Below are 17,403 nucleotides of genomic sequence, written 5' to 3' on the forward strand. Positions count from 1 at the left end.
GTAAATAATTTATTAATATAGTCGAAGCCTCTTTGCATGATGTATGCAAATGCTGTCAGGTATGTTGGAATAATTCGATCCAAGGAGGTCTCACGTGAGTGAGGACCGGACGAAGAAGACGGCCGCCGAGGTGAACGACGGTGCTCCCGCGGGAACGCCCGAGTCCGAGGAGGTCATGACGGAGCTGCCGCCGGAGTTCCAGGAGGCGCTGCGCAAGGCGTTCAGTGATGGACTGCCGAGCCGCCGCACCCGGATCATCGCCGGGACGGTCGCCGCGCTCAGCGCTGTCGGCGCGGTCGTGACCGTGGTGGCCAGCGGCAAGTTCGCCGTGAAGGCGGTTCGCCGCGTTCGCCGCCACTAGTCGCGAACACTGAGGTGTTGCGGGTGGGCGCTAGCCTATCCGCAACACCTCGGGCCGCACTTCAGCATACCTAATCTACTTCTATATTTATAAATATACTGACGAGTCCGGTAGGACGAAAAGTAGTACTAAAAAAGCCAGGCTAGTGCCTGGCTTTTTGGGTTAGATTTGAGTAGTGCTCTAGGCTACTTCCATCGATTGCGCACGAATATGCCGTGGCAGCAGGAAGCTCATGCCAAAGGTAATTGCAACCAATGCGACCTCGTAGATAGCGGCGGCTTTGAAGGCATTGATGAAGTTATCAGTATTTGCCTTTTTAGCAGCGTCGCCTAACGTGGTAGCGATCGCGGCACTGGCCGGAGTTTGTGGACCGGCTTGAAGCTGCTTACAGCTATCTGGGGTAGCTGTGGCGTCTTTTTCATTGATTCGATCGTTAAAGCATGTGCGCATATCTTTTACAATTGTGTCTTGTGCCTGAGTTGGCACGTGGGCTTTTGAAAGCTCTGTGCGGATGTTGGGCTCTACAGAAGTAAAGCTTGCATCAGCGTGAGTAGTCAATTGGCCAAAGAAGATTACACCAATCATAGCAACACCAATCGCGCCACCAAGCTGCTGTACGGCGTTCATAACGCCCGAGGCGGAACCAGCGTGCTTAGGGTCGACATCAGCAAGAACCACTGAGAAGATTGGTGACATCACAAGACCCATGCCAAGACCAGTAACGAGTAGGCCAGGGATAAACTCCCAAGGAGTCATATCAAGACCGTTATGCTTTACAAACAAGTAGGTAATAATCAAACCCGCTGCCATAACGACTGCTCCAAGACTCATGGCGTAACGGCCGAGTTTTGGAATGAGCTTTTGACCGAATAAGCCAATTGCTAGTGAAATACCAATTGCTGTCGGTATGCCAGTAAGTGCAGCCTTGATAACCTCGTATCCAAGACCGATCTGAATAAGCAATGTAAAGGGTAGGAAGAAGCCAATCATAGCACCCTGGAAAACAATATTGATTCCAAGACCGGTAATAAACGTTTTAACTTTAAAGAGAGCAGTAGGGATGAGCGGAGAACCGTCAATGCGTTCCTTGCGCTTTTGCCATAGGGCAAAGACACCGAATACTGGGAGAGATGCCGCCATCATACCGAAGGTCCACGCAGGCCAACCAAGGTCGCGACCTTCGATGAGTGGGAATACGATCATGAACAAGGCGAGCATTACAATAAACGTACCCCAAATATCCAATTTGAGCGGGTGAGGTGATTTACCGTTAGGTAGGTACTTAGCACCGGCAATAATAGCGAACAAGCCAACCGGAATGTTAATCAGGAAAATTGGACGCCAATCGAGGCCAGCAATATTGGCGTGAATTAGCAGACCACCAACGACAGGACCTAAAGATGCGGCAACGCCGGCAAGTGCACCAAAGAGACCCATAACGCCACCGCGTTCATGCGGTTTAAACATCACCTGCATGAGTGACATAACCTGCGGCACCATAAGCGCGGCCATACCGCCCTGTATCAGTCGGGCTCCAACGAGCACTTCTGTGTTCCAGGCCATACCGCTTAGCAATGAAGCGAGGGTAAACCCGGCCACACCAGTAATGAACAGTTTTTTATAACCGAATACGTCACCCATGCGCCCGCCTGTAATAAGAAGAACGGCGAATGATAATGAGTAGCCGGCGATGAGCCATTGGATTGAAGCATAGCTTGCTCCAAGGTTACTTTGAATTGATGGGATGGCAATGTTGACAATAGTGTTGTCGAGAAGGTCCATCACAAATGCGAGGGCGACAATAATCAGTGCAATAGTTCGTTGCCTGCTGGTGAACTTACTCGCATGATGCTGCGCCGAATCGGTGGGATGTTCGGTTGACATATGTTATTTTCCTATCTATAGTATAAAATAGTTTAGTTTATAATTATCTTAGATTGTAAGATAAATCGAAAGCTGCGTCAACCATGAAATCTAAAAAAGACCTTATAGAGGAACTGAACCAATCAATGCAACGCTCTGGCACGCTGACTGTTCTCCATACCAATGCTGTTGCAGACAAAATTGGTCTCAGCGCGACAGAATTTGAATCGATGGACATCATCAGCCGACATCAGCCAATGAGTGCGGGTAACCTGGCACGCTACTGTGGCCTGACGACGGGTGCTATTACGGGTATCGTAGATCGGCTTGAACGAGCAGGTCTAGTACGCCGTACTCGTGACCCTCATGACCGTCGCCGTGTGTTTTTAATGCCAATCGAAGACGAAGAAAAAAGTCAGAAAGTTCGTGATCTCTATTGTCCGATGGGTCAAGCGTTTGAACGGACTATGCAAAAATGTACACCCGAACAGATTGAGTTTTTAATTGATATTCACGAACAAATGAACGACAAAGTCGAAAAGATTATTGTAGATCTTCGTAAAAAATAACCTAGGCGTCGCGTCGTTCAACAATAATTGTACATTTTGTAACGAGTGCGGCAATTGCGCCAACGGCAGCAAGTACGGGAGCGAGGAGAGCACCTACAACGCCAAATGTGAGAGGAAACTCTACAAGCACTTTACCAGCATCGTCCTTAATGATAATGCGGCGGATGTTACCTTCGTTAATAAGTGATTTAACTTTGGCTAGCAGCTCTTCGCCGTTAACTGTAAATTCTTCGGTGGTTTTCTTTTCTGTCATAGTTTCAGTATATGCCTATTTAAAGCGCTCGGCAAAGTTTGCAAACTCACGGCTAAAGAGGGTATACATTTCGTGCATAGATTGGAGCCGTGGGTCGTTCGGAAGTAGTTCGAGGCCCTCTTTGGCGATTGCGACACCTTCATCCATAGCTTTGAATTTTCTTACTGTAGCCTTGCGCCAACCGTCTGGGTCTAATTGGTAATAAAAGTGACGATCGCCTGGTCTTTTAAATCGTTCAACCAATCCGATACTTCTCAGTAGGGTTAGTGCCTCACTGATAGCGCCTGCAGACAGGCTTATAGTATCGCGAATATCTTCGACGGTTTGCTGCGCAGGTTGACATACGGTTAAGTAGGCGAGCATGCGCGACACGCTTGGCGGCATGCCAGCAGTGATGCCAAACGTTTCCATCTTTGAAATAAATTGATCAAACTCAGGCTGCATTATTCGCTGATAATATCACGTTTTGTAAAGATGATAATACCAGCAGCCATCAGAGTAACGCCAACAGCAGCTAGCCAAGCGAACGTTTTCCAGTCCGGTGCAATAGTTGGAGAAATAGAAATGTAGTGAAATAGTGAGCTATTCGTAACAAAATCGTTTAATTTTACGACTGATCCGATCATATCGATCAAGAACGACCAAATAATAACAGCGTACATCCCAATAGTCGTAAACCGTGGCGCAAGTCCATACAGTAACGTACCAAACCCGATAGTTAGGAGAACTGTTCCGGTTAGTGCTATGCCAATAGCAAGGAGTGTACCAAGTTCGACCGAAAGATGTTGCGCGCTTGCCATGGCCCACGTCGCCGTCATCGCTAGCAGGGAAATGACGACCGTTGCACTGAGAACGAGCGTGAGGCGACCGATAAGCCAGCTACTTCGTCGAACGGGTTGTACTAGTATGTTATCGAGAACATTTTTAGCTTCACTATTACGAACAGAGCCCATGCTGGATGTTGCCATTAAAAGCAAAATAACGACAAGGAAGATGAAGCCGGCGCCAATAAAGGCGAGAGCTATATTATCTGATCCGCCTAGCTGTGCAACTACTCGTTTGAGTGATGGTGAATCGCTCACGGCGCTGGCAGCAATGCTTGATATCTGCGCCATGAGTGCACTGAGAAATAACGCCCCAATGCCCCAACTTATAAAACTAATGCTGTTTTGACGAAGCGCCAATGCAAATGGAGAACTGAGTAGTTGATAGTGGGGTTTTGCGGTGGTTGATTCCTTAAGTGTGCCTTCGCCAAGGTCGCGTCTTGTAATAAGGTATGCACCAAACGGTACAAGAATAACTGAAATGATAAGAAATGGAAGCAGCCATACAAGGTGAGGATCGGTCGTTGGCTTCATAACCTCCAGCCAACCAAATGGTGTGTAGTTTTTAAGCCAAGACAGGTCAGGGATGGTATTACCGAGCGTACGAAGAACAAAAAAGAATAGAAGCGGAACAAGGCCATATACCAATGCGCGACGCCGAGTAACCGATAGCTGACTGACCAAAAAACCAAGTGTCGCGAACATAACGGCTGGTGCGAAAACAGCTAGGCTTAAAAGTAACCCGGCAGTGCCTGGCGCATCGACGCCATGTAGGAGTCCGGTGCTAGTCATGGCAATGGCCGCTATGGCGAACGCAAGAGTGAGTGTGGCCATGAAACCTGTAAATACCTGGAGCGAGGCGCCTTTTGACGTTGTTCCGCCCGCCGCAATAAGCTCCCAACGACCATCTTCTTCTTGACCACGTAGTAAGCGCGTAACAGTCATAAGGCTCCAAATACTCGCAATCATGGCGAGAAACATGCCACTTCGGTATGCCATGTAGCCGGCAGGCGAGGGCAGATCGCTCGGGTCACCGTAAATGATGCCAAGCGCTGGCGCAGCTTCGAGGGTTATTTTAAATTGTGCGCGTGAGATGGGATCGGGATAGCTGGTAGTGTAGGCGTATTCTTGCAACCCGCCCATAAACCCGGCGAGAATTCCTACGATAAGCGCGCCCTTCAACGCCTGTTTAAAGCCGAACCGGCGCAAGGCATTCGCTGGCGAAAGGCGCTTACTTTTCATTGTTGCCCCCATCATAGATGGCCAGAAACAGCTCTTCGAGTGATGGTTTACGACTTAAAAAGCTAAGAGGCTCCGCCTTGGCGGCCGCGACTAGTAAATCGTCGATTGAGCCGTTGACACTGCACTGTACATGTTTATTGTTAACGAGTACATTGCTTACATTTTTAACGTGTGAGAAATCGGGTGGAGTAGCTGCAAAGGTCATATCGACCGTAATCGCCGAAAGATGACGAAGCTGGTCGAGTGTACCGAGTTCGACTAGCTCGCCATCACGCAAAACGGCCACGCGGTCGCAGAGCTCTTCGACTTCTTCAAGCATATGTGAAGACAGAAAAACGGTTTGGCCTTCTTTTTTTGCCTTTAATACCTCGTCACGGAATACCTTTGCCATGACTGGGTCGAGACCGCTTGTTGGCTCATCAAAAATAAGCAGATCAGCCTTTGATGCGAGAGCGGCAATTAAGGCGATCTTCTGGCGGTTTCCTTTAGAGTAGCTGCGGATTTTCTTATTAGGGTCGAACTTGAACTTTTCAATCAGTTCAAGTTGGTAATCGTCATTCGAGCTGCCATGTATGTTTGCAAGAAATCTCAATGCTTCGGCACCCGTCATATTTGGCCAAAAGCTGGTTTCACCTGGTACGTAGGCAATCATGTGGTGTAGTTTTGCGGCATCATGTGTTGCGTCTCTATCAAAAACCTTGACTGATCCTTCAGAGGGTTTTATAAGGCCGAGTAGAAGGCGAATAGTGGTTGTTTTACCGGCGCCGTTCGGGCCAAGGTAGCCTAAGATTTCACCTTTTTTTACCTCTAAATCGAGTCGGTTAAGGGCGGTAAAATCGCCGTAACGTTTTGTAAGCCCCGCTGCTTTAATAATCGTCGTCATGGTATCTCCGCTTATGCTTTGTTTCATTGTTTCACTTTTTTCTGAAACTTTCAACAGGCATCTTCATCATAATTTTGGAAGGCTGTATACTAGTGAAAGTGAATAAACAATTAGAAGCTAAGCTAAAAACCCTACCTCGCAGTCCTGGCGTATATTTTCATAAGTCAAAAACAGGCGAGATTATTTATGTAGGCAAAGCGGCGGTGCTAAAAAACCGCGTACGGCAATATTTTCAGTCGCAGCGAGATATGGATATTAAAACACGAGCACTTGTCGCCGAGATTGAAGATACTGATTGGATAGAAACCGAGAGCGAGATCGACGCACTCTTTTTAGAAAGTGAGATGGTCAAACGATACATGCCGCGGTTTAATATCTTGCTGCGTGATGATAAATCGCAAATGTTTGTGCGGATCGATATGAAAAACGAATGGCCGTTCGTTAGCTTCACGCGCAATCCAGCAGATGACGGGGCAGAATATTTTGGGCCGTATTATAACGGATTCGCAGTTAAGAAAGCGTTACGGTATTTACGCAAGGTTTTTCCATATTACACTAAGCCACCTCGTCTAGGTGAGCGACCCGATCTTGATGCGCATATTGGATTAAGTCCACGGCCTGGCATATCGAGTAATGAGTATAAAATAACTCTACGTAAACTTATTAAGTACATGGAAGGCGGACGTAAGGCACTCGCTAAAGAAATAGAGCGTGACATGAAGACCGCAGCGTTGCTACATGATTTTGAAGCAGCTGCACAGCTTCGCAATAAGTTGCAAGATCTTGGGGAGCTGCAGCGTCGGATTATGTTCGGCGACAAAGAGTTTTTGGATATTAGTAAAGACAGGGCCCTTAGCGATCTGCGTGATCTTTTTAGTCTTTCTAAAGTACCAGCTCGAATTGAGGGCTATGATATTTCGCACATGAGCGGCACGAACGTGGTGGCGAGTATGGTAGTGTTCACGAATGGTGTGAGCGATCGGGCGAACTATCGTAAGTTTAAAACACGCATCGAACATAATGATGATTATTTCAATATGAATGAAACACTTCAGCGAAGATTAAGTGAAAAAAACCTGAAGGCATGGGGTAAGCCGGATCTTATCTTAATTGACGGTGGTAAGGGCCAGCTTGATGCTGCGATAAAAGCAGCCGAAGAGCGAGACATAACTATTCCTATGATTAGTATAGCCAAGCGTGAGGAAGAGGTAATAATTCATAAAACCCGTTCCAATATTAAAACGGAAAAACTAATGGAGCTTTTGCGTGACCCTATCCCGGGCGTGGTGGTCGTCGACTCTGGCCAGTATTTAATCGTTAATCTTCATGCAGGACAGGTGAACGCTTCATCGCATTCACGCAATCTCCGCGGGGCGCCTGTCGTCTCGACCTACTCCGACGTCACCAAACTGTTTCAGCGAATACGTGACGAATCTCATCGTTTTGCGGTTAGCTACCACACCGTGTTAAAACGCGCTAAGCAAACAGCCAGTAGTTTGGAGGATATTCCAGGGGTGGGCCCGGCAACGCGTCGTAAACTTATCCGAACGTTTGGAAGTCTTCGAGGTGTGCAAAAGGCTACACCTGAGCAAATTGCTGACGCTATAGGTGTGACTAAAGCACAGCTTTTAAAACGCTATTTGTCTGACTAACAATGCTTATGCTATAGTCGTGGTAACGAAGGGTATCACGATGGGCATAAGAGAAATATTGCGACGGCGAGAAAATGGTTTTACGATTGTAGAGCTTCTTATTGTGGTTGTCGTTATTATTATTTTAGCGAGCGTCGTCCTTGTTACGTATCCCGGTTATGTTAGATCGACGCGTGATAATACTCGTAAGAGTGATTTGCAACAGATTTCCTCGGCTCTCACAGCGTACGCTATTAAAAACAATAACTATGTAGACTCTACTAGTACGGATGGCAGCGGAAACCACTGTGGATATACGGGTCTAGGTAATGGGTGGTTCAACCAGGGGCCTGACGCATATTTTCCAGCTACTATTGCCACGTGTCTTAAGAATTCGGGTGTTCTGAGTAATATCATTGTGGATCCCTCGGGCTGCGTAACGAGCTCCGGAGGGGCCTGTTCTACCGCAGATGGTAGCACGACGGCGTATATGAAAGCTACCTGCACAATTAATGGCGCCCCAGTTACGTACGTGTTTGCTCACTTAGAGACTCAATCTCGACGCGACAGTACGATCGATGCGCTTTGTGATGCCGGATCAGTTGCCGGGTTTACGTCGAGTTCCCAAAAATGGGGTAGTACGTACGGCATGAATTATTACGTCACTGTAAAATAGCCTCTTCCCGGATGGTGCAATTTTTACCATAAGAGGTGTATCATAAAAAAGATGGATGAATTCTTTACTGCCAACCGCGACCGATTGATAACAAAACTTAAAGGTGGATTGATTGTTCTCTCGGCATATACCGGTATGCAACGCGGCAATGATATGCCGTTTGCATTCGAGCAAGAAGCTAATTTTTGGTGGCTAACTGGTATTGAGCAGCCAGACTGGTGGCTTATTGTAGACGGTACGCGACGAAAAAGCTGGCTTGTGGCTCCAAAGCTGAGCAAATCTCATCAAATATTTGATGGTAGTCTGTCTCTGGAAGATGCAAAGAAAACGAGTGGAGTGGACGAGGTTATTATGGTGGACGATGCCAAGAGCATGCTCCGTGATCTTGCGAAAAAACATAGCGTTGTATATAGCCTCGGCGAACAGCCGTACGCTGAATATCTCGATTTCTCTTTAAACCCTGCTGGTCACAAAATGTACGAGATGCTAGATCGGACGTTTAATTCTGTGCAGGATTGCCGTAAAGAACTTGCAAAACTGCGCGCTATTAAGCAGCCGATTGAGATTACTCGCATGAAAAAAGTCATTGGCCTTACGGTAGATGCCTTTGAGCTCGTCAAGGAAACCCTGAGCGACGTGTCACACGAATACGAGTTAGAGGCGGAATTTTCTTATTTTTTCCGTAAGAAAGGGGGTGAGGGTCATGCGTATGATCCTATTGTTGCGTGTGGCGGCAATGCCTGTACGTTGCATTACGATGCTAACAAGGCAAAGATCAAAAAGCGCGAATTACTCCTTATGGACGTTGGTGCAAGATTGGATGGTTATTCGGCAGATATAACACGTACATACGCAACTAGCGACCCTACGAAACGGCAGGTCGAGGTGCACGCAGCTGTTCAGTCGGCGCAAAAAGAAATCATACGGCTACTTGGTCCTGATGTTTCGGTTGAGCAGTATCAACGGGATGTCGATCGCATCATGACCGACGCGCTGTTGTCCCTAGGGCTTATGAAAGATAAAAGCGATGATAAGGCATTTCACCGTTACTTTCCGCATGCAGTTAGTCACGGTCTAGGCATCGATGTTCATGAGGCGCTTGGTGCGCCGCGTTTATTCGAGTCCGGCATGCTTCTAACAGTTGAACCTGGAATTTATATTCCTGAAGAAAACATTGGCGTTCGTATAGAGGATGATATTCTTGTGACCGAAAAAGGTCGGACTAACCTCAGTGCTCGTCTCTCGACAGATTTGTAAAGTATCGCTATAGTAGAGGTAGCTTATGAAGAAACAATTTTTTGTGTTTGTGCTACGTTGGATTCTCAATTCGATGGGTCTATGGGTAGCAGTACGGATTTTTGGAACAGGGTATAACAACACCGAATTCACTACGGGCGTATCGGTATTCTTGTTTGCGGGACTTATATTCTCGCTGGTAAATACAATTTTACGCCCAGTTGTCATCATTCTGTCATTACCGGCGATTCTGGTAACACTAGGGCTGTTTACGATTATTGTAAATGGCTTTATGGTATATATCTCCCTTAAGCTTGCACCAGGTCTCCAAATGACATTTTGGAACTCAGTCCTTACGGGAATTGTCCTAAGTTTGGTAAACTATATAGTAAGTAGCGCACTCGAGCTTCAGTATGCGCGCCACCGAGAGGAAAGAATATGAACATAGATTCCATTTTGCAGATCGTAACCGTAGGTTCAGCTGCTTTAATGATTATTGCAATTTTACTACAACAACGAGGTGCTAGCCTTGGAGCTGGTTTTGGCAGCTCAGGTGAACTATACACGACCCGCCGTGGTCTTGATAAGAATCTCTTTGAGGTAACGATTGTTCTTGCAGTTCTGTTTGTGCTATCGATCTTAGTAGGGCTGCTTTTGCCAGCATTTAAACTTTAGAAAGAAGATATATGGCAGACGACGGACGAGGGTGGAGGCAGTTTCAAAATCTGTCATTTGATAGTAAAAAGATCTCACGCCGAGTAAAAAAGGCTGAGGGTGCGACTGTGCGACATGCACGCAAGTTTATTGTAACGCGCCTCGACAATATTCGTAACGTACGTCGTCATATTATTGCGTGGCTGCTTCTTGTAGGTGCAATGATCATTGCTGTCGGTGCACAATTTGTTTGGTTTCAAAATAGTTATAAAACAGTCGCGGCAGCTCAAGGCGGCACGTACGCCGAGGCGTCACTCGGTCCAATCGACACTCTAAATCCACTATATGCAAGTAGTGATGCAGAGGTTGCAGCTAGTCGTTTACTATTTTCGTCCCTTTACACCTACGATACGACAGGTCATCTTCATGGCGATCTGGCTCAGAGCATGTCGGTTGACACGACGAATACGGTTTATACGGTCAAGCTACGTCCGAATGTTGAATGGCATGATGGTAGTTTGTTAACAGCTAAGGACGTCGCGTTTACAGTTAATCTTATTAAAAACCCTGAGACACGATCACCACTACGTGTTAACTGGCAGGATATAACCGTAACGGCACTTGATGATTCGACGGTGCAATTTAAACTGCCTGCTGTATATGCAGCGTTTCCGAACGCTCTCACGTTCGCTGTACTACCAGAACATACCTTAGGACAAGTCGCGCCTGGCGCTGTTCGCGAAAACACCTTTAGTCGATCTCCGATTGGCAGTGGCCCATTTAGTTTTAGCTTGCTGCAGACTCTCGACGATACGCGTGGGCGTAAGGTGGTACACATGACTGCGTTTGACAAGTATTACGGTGGGCTACCTCTTGTCAGCAGGTTTGAGATTCATACGTATGATACTCAGGATGCTATTACGGCAGCACTTCGAACAGGTGAAGTAAATGCAGCCTCCGGTCTAGGCGGTGCTAATGTTTCGCAAATTGACTCCTCAAACTATACGATTGCGAGTAAGCCAGTGAACAGCGGTGTTTATGCGTTGTTTAATACGACTACGCCAATACTTCAAGATAAAGCAGTTCGTCAAGCACTTGAAGTTGGAACTGATACGATGGCAGTTAGGATGTCGCTTCCTATTGCCGTGCCATCATTAAGCCTGCCATTTATTAATGGACAAGTGACTGGCGCTGACGTGCCGCATCCTGCTGCTTATAACGCAACGAAAGCTGCTCAAATGTTGGATAGTGATGGCTGGCTATTAAAGGGTTCGGTGCGTGAAAAAGGTGGTCAGCGACTTTCTCTTAACGTGGTGACAACCAAAAATTCACAGTATGAAAAGGCTCTCGAGAGTCTGGCCGGACAATGGCGAAAATTAGGTGTCGAGGTGAATACGACCATTATCAATACGACTGATCCGACGGCTAACTTTGTGCAAGGAGTTCTGCAACCGCGTAGTTACGATGTGCTACTGTATGAGCTATTCATTGGTGCCGATCCAGATGTCTATGCATACTGGCATTCATCACAAGTAGGCACGAGTGGTTACAATTTCTCCGATTACTCAAACAAGGTGGCGGATGACGCTTTGGCTAGTGCTCGATCACGTCTTGAGCCTGCTCTTCGTAACGCTAAGTATAAAGCTTTTGCTAGACAATGGATTGATGATGTACCTGCGATAGGTCTGTATCAACCAGTGGCGGAATATGTGTACAATAAGCACGTTACGGCGGTTGACCCAAATGCTACCTGGATCTCGGCATATGACCGCTACGACAATGTTCTGAATTGGAGTGTGCAACAGAAATCTGTTTACAAAACCCCTTGAGTAAGCTATACTTATCGAGTTATAGCCCATGCGCGAGTGGCGGAATTGGTAGACGCGTCAGCTTGAGGGGCTGGTGAGCATTGCGCTCGTGGAGGTTCAAGTCCTCTCTCGCGCACCAAATTGAATTACAGATAAAAAGTGTTCCACGGCTCAAACTTATGAGCATCAACGTGGAACACTTTTACGTTTGTATCTGATATAATAAGAAATATGAATTTGCAAGAAAAAATAGAGAAATCAAAAAGTACCGAACGAATCGATTTTTCAAAGTACCAGTCTATTGGCGTTAATGACTCCTTAGTAAAGATTAGCGACAATGGGAAACTAAAAATTGAACCATGCTGGACGCTCGAGAATGATTGGGAAGGTAAGCGATACGCTGACTATATCGCAGAGCATCCCGAATACGACGGTGTATATGTCAGACCTGAAGTTGCACGTAGACTTGAAGTCGCAGCAGCTTTACTTGATGATAAGTACAAACTTGTCATACGAGCCGGCCACCGTCCTATTGAAGTCCAAAAAAGAATCCTAATCGAGTGCGCTGATGACTATAAAAAGAATAATCCCGACATTTCAGATGAAGAAGCACTTGAACATGCGCGTGATTTTGTAAGTGATCCAGCGACTACATTACCCCCGCATGTATGCGGTGCGGCAGTTGATGTTGAATTGCTCGATACTTCGACTGGCGAACTTGTTGATTTCGGTAGCAAGATGAATGATGATACCGATGCTTCGTCTATCTATTATTCCGACTTAACTCAAGCACAGAAAGATAACCGCCAGATTCTCCTGCAGGCTATGTTAGACGCTGGTTTTGCAAGTTGTAAGCCTGAATGGTGGCACTTCTCGTATGGCGACCAAGTATGGGCCTGGTTTTATGGAGAATCCGAGAGTCTCTATAGCCCTGTCGACTTGTAAAAAGATCCTAGCAATATAATATTTTCTTCGCCTCCAACTTTGGGTTCGACGATATGTATTCCGACATTATAGTAAGTCCAACCTAAATCGCTTAACTTTTGATACATCAAAACTAAACTAGGCTCCAAGGTGTTCCACGACAGGTCAATGTGGTGCACCATGAGTACAAGAAAGTCAATTCAGTAAGCACTCCTGTGAAACGGGGTGTTTTAGTTTGAATACAGCAAGGTAGAATTATAGTAAGACTTGGCTCTTTTCTCAGGACATGAGGCCTGCAAGTGTATGTTTGCAGCTAGTCTCATGAGGTTCGAATTCGGATACTTGCGCAGTATTTTACGCAAGTTGGCGTGATTCCTGGAAGGGTTGGGCCGATGGGGCTAGTTTATCGAGTGGTATAATAATCAAATGGAGAGTAAACCAGACCAACTCATCGATAGATCTTTGGAGGGATTATTGAGCGATCAAGAGTCGTCTGCACGCCTCGTTTATAAGAGTCATGATCGTGACGCGCTGAATGACGAGGGGCTGCTTAATTTGGAGGGAATATTCGAAGAAGATACAGTGAGGAGAGTTGACGAAGTATTGCAGTATACGGCGTTCTCTCCCGTGGATGAATTAAGAAATATCAGAGAATTAAGTATTGATGAAGAAAGGCTTTCCCTTCCTGAACAGCATGACATCATTAGGGAGAGAATTAAGCTGTATAGACAACGTCTTACTGAGCAAAGAAAAGGTATCGCGACCATCCTTCAAGATATTAACGATAGCATACAGGCTTCTTCGGATATAGAAAGTGCAATCTTGTGGGCTAAGGTAGCTGAATCGGCGGCTACCAATAGATTGTCCAAACGGCAACTGGAGGCATTTGACCGTGCACTCACCGAATACGAACACAAGCATTTTGCTGTCACCTATTACCGTCGTGAGTATCCTAATGATGCTGAATTATATGCAGCGTGCATAGGAACGATGCCTCATGGAAAAGTAGACGTGATTGTTGGACCAATGATGCTTGCTTTCCGCTGTTGGGACGAACGAGATTACGCGCAAATATATACCGGATCACAAGACGAGGAGGCGATTATACAGGCTAGCCTAACAAAAGGCGCTACTCTGGCTATGTCGAAAGTTCCACAATTGGATGGGGTAATCATTGGTGAGAACGGACCACGGCTTTTACAGACCGCTCATCGAATAGAAGTTACTCAAGACGCAAGTGGGAATGCTCCTTTGGAGATAGCAGATAAAGTTCTTATCCATGAGCAACAGCACTTGATCAATAAACTTTTTATTCCGATTGAACAACGAAACGATGAAGCTAGCTTTATTGCAGGTATTCTAGAAAAAGGATTACCTGTTAAACAAGCACTGAGGTTGATAGTACAAAGCTTAGTGAGGCAAGAACGTCAATATTTGGGGATTGATGCTGCTGCACGGGACGAGATACTCGCGTTCTATTCCGACGGCACAAGTTCTAGCGACATTTATTATTCACTCACTGAGAAAGCAGTCTACGACTATCGCGGGCGTCTTAACGAACGGTTAAAAGATCTTCCTGATTACCTCCAGGAAGGTCTAGCGGAAGATATTGAAATTCTAGAGTCGAACTATTCTCGCTCTGAAATCACCATAGAACGGTCCGTCGTTGAGGAGGCTGTTGATGTTGTGTTTGACGAGGAGTATAAACGTGATTTGGCACGATGGACAGGAGTATTAACGAGCCTGGAGACGAAGGGGTATTCAAGACAGGAGGTGCTCCATTTACTGTATCAGGAGCCAGTCTACAATTGGACGACGGTAGCTCGCCAGGCGAACAATAGGAAATAAGTCTCCGACGCTGCTCATCTTGTGTGCAGGGCTGAAATGTAGAGATCTATCGTTCTATCTAGAAACAGCAATGGTTGTAGCGTCGTTGTCTCGTTAGGATTTCATTTCGAGAGAAACGGTGTATGCTGCAAGTGATTTAACGGAGCGCAATTTGTTAGTCTAGGACGGGCAGGGAGCTGTATCGAGCCGGGGCTAACGAGGTCACAGCTAGTGTGATGACAGACAGAAGTCACATCGTTTGATACATAAAATCCTCCTTGTGCCACTACTGAGGGGTTTTAAGTTGATTCTTTGAACGCGACACTTGATGTAACTGCAGCGTGACCGATGGTAAAGCGGTTCTTGACCTGAGAGACTGCACCATACTCACCGTTGGCTGCTCGTTTCTGTTGCTGTAGCCTTTGCCAGTAGTCGTTGATTTGCCTAATGGGCGGCAGTTGGCTACGGAGCATTTCATCGGTTAGCTCTGTTGTGCATGATTCATAATCTCCCCTATGATATGAAAATACCCCATTCTCGTAGTGACAACCAAAGGTGATTGTTCCTGCGTTTGGATGAGTGTCAATAAATAACGGAAGGGGACTAACCCATACGAACTCACCTTCATCGGAATTAGCAGCATTATCAGGTTGTACGTGTGTGGATTTAGCAATCTTTAGTGCCATCCCAACGGAATATGGCCCCATCACTTCCGTGCCGTCAGGACCTATTGTTGACTCCGATCGTGCACTGATGAGTACAAGATTAAGTTTAAGGCCATCATCTAGCTCACCTTCAGGGTCAACTTGGAATTCATTGCTACTGAGGGTGTACGCGGGAGAAGCATGTCGATTAATCCAATACCACCGTATCCAATCGGGTGTAGCCGGATCTTCGGGTGGATATTCACGCTCGAATCTCTTTTTTGCTTCATAGGGAACTAACGTTATTTTTTGGTCTGTCCACTCTCCCTCGATCCCGTCTGGCGTTCTTGCGTATGCAATCGTTGAGGTAATAGTGCCGTCAGGCTTGTAGGCTTGTTCATAAGTTACACTTCCATTTTCCTGATCGAAGGCCACTTCCTTCGTACCCCATCCAAGAGGCGACTCTAGCTCGACAAAGTGACTAGGACCTACGCGCTTTGCAAGTCCAACTGTGAACTTATAGTCCAGAACGACTTGTTGCATCGGGTCGGTGGGAGATCCCTCATGATCTTTTACGAAAGTATTCTCGACCTGAGCCCAGGCATGTGTGTATGCGAGATACATTTGAGCGTCAGTCGTCTCAACAAGCGTCGGATCCTCCTCCTCCAGCTCCACATATTCTCCGGGTTCCAGTTTTGTCTGAAGTAGCCGTGCTTGTTCTTTTGAGCCGTCGATTACGATTCTCTTGGCATTGCCAGTTGCATCTAGGGTAAATAAGCTTCCCTTATCTATGAAGCCTTGACCGCCATCGTTTGGATCTCCTTTTCGATCTCTCACGCCACGAAAAACCATCTCATTTCCCGCACGAGTCGGAGACATTGCTGCAGCTAGACCAAGCTTTCTGGGATCAAGGTATACCGTGCCATCTAAGAACACTACTCCATGATCTCTGAGAAGTTTAAGATATAGATCATAAGGTCTTTCTTCTGTGTTTCGTAAGCACTCTAGTGTCCTGGCCGGGTTTGTCTTTGACATCACGGTACTCCGTTACTTTATTATGACATTGTATGTTATATACGTCTAACCTACAACTCAACGCTTTATTATCTAACCCTAAACGTGGCACTTTCCGCTAACATTGTTCGATTTCTGAGGTATTACATTTTCAAATCGACTAACGTTCATCTGTTATCTGGTTAAATTATTTCTCGCTGAGTAAGATGTTATGGCTGCTTCGCTTCGGCATCAAGCAAAGTGCGAATTTCTCTTGTCTCTTGTCCAATCGTCACCCCATATCTTGCCGCTCAAAAGTTTAGGCTCCTTAACGGCAACCTCAGATCCAGTAGAACGCTCCTGTAAAACGGGGTGTTTTTGTTCAATTATTTTGAGGACATAAAAGATAAAACGAGCAGCCGCTTAATTCCTGCGAAATCAGATCTCCTATCCTCACTATACTACATAATAATAGATTTGAACGAGCTCAATAATCGCATCACAAGTTTGCTAGTGGCTCAGATATATGGCGTCAATGGTCGCAGTATGTATGTCATCTCAAAAATCGATAACTATGACCGGGAAACGACCATAGAGATACTTGTATGTTAAATCGAAAAAGGAGCGCACGCAGCCACTGATGCTATGATGTCAGTTACTGACGTTGCACGAAAACTAGGCATATCACTGTGAAGCTACGCCTGCTGCTTGCGGCAGAGCAGGACATTTAAAAACTATTCTTGTATATTCAAAATGACCTCGCTAATACCGTAGCTGCACAAAATATGGCACAAAAAGATACTGCAATGTATGCAACGGCTGACCAACTTTCCAGAGCTGCGAGTGTCAATGATGGCAGTAGATATTCGCCTAGAAAAACTGCCGCTATCTGATTGTTGATAACTATTTGGTCGTGTGCCGCTATAACAGAGATGCCATCTATGTTGTTCATGTGCTGTACGCTCGTTCTGGCTATGTGCGTATGCTGCGAGGGTAGTACTTGCTAATTTCCTGG

Annotated in this window: 16 protein-coding genes and 1 tRNA gene; 11 read left to right on the forward strand and 6 right to left on the reverse strand. The window is 46.2% G+C overall.

The window, feature by feature from the left end; translation table 11 throughout:
- Window positions 1-94: 94 nt before the first annotated feature.
- On the forward strand, window positions 95-361 hold the full coding sequence (locus tag VLG36_05895; protein HSW78304.1) for a hypothetical protein: 267 nt from the start codon (window positions 95-97) through the stop codon (window positions 359-361).
- A gap of 180 nt (window positions 362-541) precedes the next feature.
- On the opposite strand, the gene VLG36_05900 is transcribed toward VLG36_05895, so the two are convergent.
- Window positions 542-2,245 carry an MFS transporter gene (locus tag VLG36_05900; GenBank protein HSW78305.1) on the reverse strand — a complete coding sequence of 568 codons (1,704 nt, stop codon included), beginning with the start codon at window positions 2,243-2,245 and terminating at the stop codon, window positions 542-544.
- An 83-nt stretch (window positions 2,246-2,328) separates the two neighbouring features.
- Here VLG36_05900 and VLG36_05905 point away from each other — a divergent pair, with 83 nt between their 5' ends.
- Complete coding sequence (locus tag VLG36_05905) at window positions 2,329-2,793, forward strand: MarR family transcriptional regulator (GenBank protein ID HSW78306.1); 465 nt, start codon at window positions 2,329-2,331, stop codon at window positions 2,791-2,793.
- 1 nt (window position 2,794) lies between these two features.
- Here VLG36_05905 and VLG36_05910 read toward each other — a convergent pair whose 3' ends face one another.
- From VLG36_05910 to VLG36_05925, 4 genes are read right to left on the reverse strand one after another with little or no spacing between them, the layout of a single operon-like run.
- Window positions 2,795-3,046, reverse strand: a complete 252-nt coding sequence (locus tag VLG36_05910) for a DUF4342 domain-containing protein (protein ID HSW78307.1) — start codon at window positions 3,044-3,046, stop codon at window positions 2,795-2,797.
- 15 nt (window positions 3,047-3,061) lie between these two features.
- The gene (locus VLG36_05915; GenBank protein ID HSW78308.1) at window positions 3,062-3,490 is read right to left on the reverse strand and encodes a hypothetical protein; all 429 of its coding nucleotides are present in this window, start codon (window positions 3,488-3,490) and stop codon (window positions 3,062-3,064) included.
- Window positions 3,490-5,112: a hypothetical protein gene (locus tag VLG36_05920; GenBank protein ID HSW78309.1), complete on the reverse strand. Its 1,623-nt coding sequence runs from the start codon at window positions 5,110-5,112 to the stop codon at window positions 3,490-3,492. The genes VLG36_05915 and VLG36_05920 overlap by 1 nt, the downstream gene beginning before the upstream one ends.
- Window positions 5,102-6,022 (reverse strand): ABC transporter ATP-binding protein, encoded by a 921-nt coding sequence (locus VLG36_05925; protein ID HSW78310.1) that lies wholly within the window; start codon window positions 6,020-6,022, stop codon window positions 5,102-5,104. Before VLG36_05925 ends, VLG36_05920 begins: the two co-directional genes overlap by 11 nt.
- 71 nt (window positions 6,023-6,093) lie before the next feature.
- On the opposite strand from VLG36_05925, the gene VLG36_05930 reads away from it, so the two are divergent.
- From VLG36_05930 to VLG36_05970, 9 genes are all read left to right on the forward strand, one after another.
- A complete protein-coding gene (locus tag VLG36_05930; GenBank protein HSW78311.1) occupies window positions 6,094-7,647 on the forward strand; it encodes an excinuclease ABC subunit UvrC in 1,554 nt (517 codons plus the stop codon).
- Between the two features lie 40 nt (window positions 7,648-7,687).
- Window positions 7,688-8,302: a prepilin-type N-terminal cleavage/methylation domain-containing protein gene (locus tag VLG36_05935; GenBank protein HSW78312.1), complete on the forward strand. Its 615-nt coding sequence runs from the start codon at window positions 7,688-7,690 to the stop codon at window positions 8,300-8,302.
- Window positions 8,303-8,353: 51 nt separating this feature from the next.
- The gene (locus VLG36_05940) at window positions 8,354-9,559 is read left to right on the forward strand and encodes a Xaa-Pro aminopeptidase (protein HSW78313.1); all 1,206 of its coding nucleotides are present in this window, start codon (window positions 8,354-8,356) and stop codon (window positions 9,557-9,559) included.
- A gap of 25 nt (window positions 9,560-9,584) precedes the next feature.
- Entirely contained in the window at window positions 9,585-9,980 is a 396-nt protein-coding gene (locus VLG36_05945; GenBank protein HSW78314.1) for a phage holin family protein, read from the forward strand.
- Window positions 9,977-10,213 carry a preprotein translocase subunit SecG gene (gene secG, locus VLG36_05950; protein ID HSW78315.1) on the forward strand — a complete coding sequence of 79 codons (237 nt, stop codon included), beginning with the start codon at window positions 9,977-9,979 and terminating at the stop codon, window positions 10,211-10,213. The genes VLG36_05945 and secG overlap by 4 nt, the downstream gene beginning before the upstream one ends.
- A gap of 11 nt (window positions 10,214-10,224) precedes the next feature.
- Window positions 10,225-12,021, forward strand: a complete 1,797-nt coding sequence (locus VLG36_05955; GenBank protein HSW78316.1) for a peptide ABC transporter substrate-binding protein — start codon at window positions 10,225-10,227, stop codon at window positions 12,019-12,021.
- 30 nt (window positions 12,022-12,051) lie between these two features.
- Window positions 12,052-12,139 (forward strand) — tRNA-Leu (locus VLG36_05960).
- Between the two features lie 92 nt (window positions 12,140-12,231).
- Window positions 12,232-12,945 carry a M15 family metallopeptidase gene (locus VLG36_05965; GenBank protein HSW78317.1) on the forward strand — a complete coding sequence of 238 codons (714 nt, stop codon included), beginning with the start codon at window positions 12,232-12,234 and terminating at the stop codon, window positions 12,943-12,945.
- Between the two features lie 405 nt (window positions 12,946-13,350).
- Window positions 13,351-14,772, forward strand: a complete 1,422-nt coding sequence (locus VLG36_05970; protein ID HSW78318.1) for a hypothetical protein — start codon at window positions 13,351-13,353, stop codon at window positions 14,770-14,772.
- Window positions 14,773-15,050: 278 nt separating this feature from the next.
- Here VLG36_05970 and VLG36_05975 read toward each other — a convergent pair whose 3' ends face one another.
- Window positions 15,051-16,430 carry a hypothetical protein gene (locus tag VLG36_05975; protein ID HSW78319.1) on the reverse strand — a complete coding sequence of 460 codons (1,380 nt, stop codon included), beginning with the start codon at window positions 16,428-16,430 and terminating at the stop codon, window positions 15,051-15,053.
- Between the last annotated feature and the right edge of the window lie 973 nt (window positions 16,431-17,403).

The sequence above is a fragment of the Candidatus Chromulinivoraceae bacterium genome, from assembly GCA_035478595.1.
GTDB lineage: Bacteria > Patescibacteriota > Saccharimonadia > Saccharimonadales > Saccharimonadaceae > CAMLKC01.

What these genes read in the sequence shown, in the direction of transcription:
- VLG36_05900 (HSW78305.1), bottom strand. Translation starts at nt 2,245, where the DNA reads ATGTCAACCGAACATCCCACCGATTCGGCGCAGCATCATGCGAGTAAG.
- VLG36_05905 (HSW78306.1), top strand. Translation starts at nt 2,329, where the DNA reads ATGAAATCTAAAAAAGACCTTATAGAGGAACTGAACCAATCAATGCAA.
- VLG36_05910 (HSW78307.1), bottom strand. Translation starts at nt 3,046, where the DNA reads ATGACAGAAAAGAAAACCACCGAAGAATTTACAGTTAACGGCGAAGAG.
- VLG36_05915 (HSW78308.1), bottom strand. Translation starts at nt 3,490, where the DNA reads ATGCAGCCTGAGTTTGATCAATTTATTTCAAAGATGGAAACGTTTGGC.
- VLG36_05920 (HSW78309.1), bottom strand. Translation starts at nt 5,112, where the DNA reads ATGAAAAGTAAGCGCCTTTCGCCAGCGAATGCCTTGCGCCGGTTCGGC.
- VLG36_05925 (HSW78310.1), bottom strand. Translation starts at nt 6,022, where the DNA reads ATGAAACAAAGCATAAGCGGAGATACCATGACGACGATTATTAAAGCA.
- VLG36_05935 (HSW78312.1), top strand. Translation starts at nt 7,688, where the DNA reads ATGGGCATAAGAGAAATATTGCGACGGCGAGAAAATGGTTTTACGATT.
- VLG36_05940 (HSW78313.1), top strand. Translation starts at nt 8,354, where the DNA reads ATGGATGAATTCTTTACTGCCAACCGCGACCGATTGATAACAAAACTT.
- VLG36_05945 (HSW78314.1), top strand. Translation starts at nt 9,585, where the DNA reads ATGAAGAAACAATTTTTTGTGTTTGTGCTACGTTGGATTCTCAATTCG.
- secG (HSW78315.1), top strand. Translation starts at nt 9,977, where the DNA reads ATGAACATAGATTCCATTTTGCAGATCGTAACCGTAGGTTCAGCTGCT.
- VLG36_05955 (HSW78316.1), top strand. Translation starts at nt 10,225, where the DNA reads ATGGCAGACGACGGACGAGGGTGGAGGCAGTTTCAAAATCTGTCATTT.
- VLG36_05965 (HSW78317.1), top strand. Translation starts at nt 12,232, where the DNA reads ATGAATTTGCAAGAAAAAATAGAGAAATCAAAAAGTACCGAACGAATC.
- VLG36_05970 (HSW78318.1), top strand. Translation starts at nt 13,351, where the DNA reads ATGGAGAGTAAACCAGACCAACTCATCGATAGATCTTTGGAGGGATTA.
- VLG36_05975 (HSW78319.1), bottom strand. Translation starts at nt 16,430, where the DNA reads ATGTCAAAGACAAACCCGGCCAGGACACTAGAGTGCTTACGAAACACA.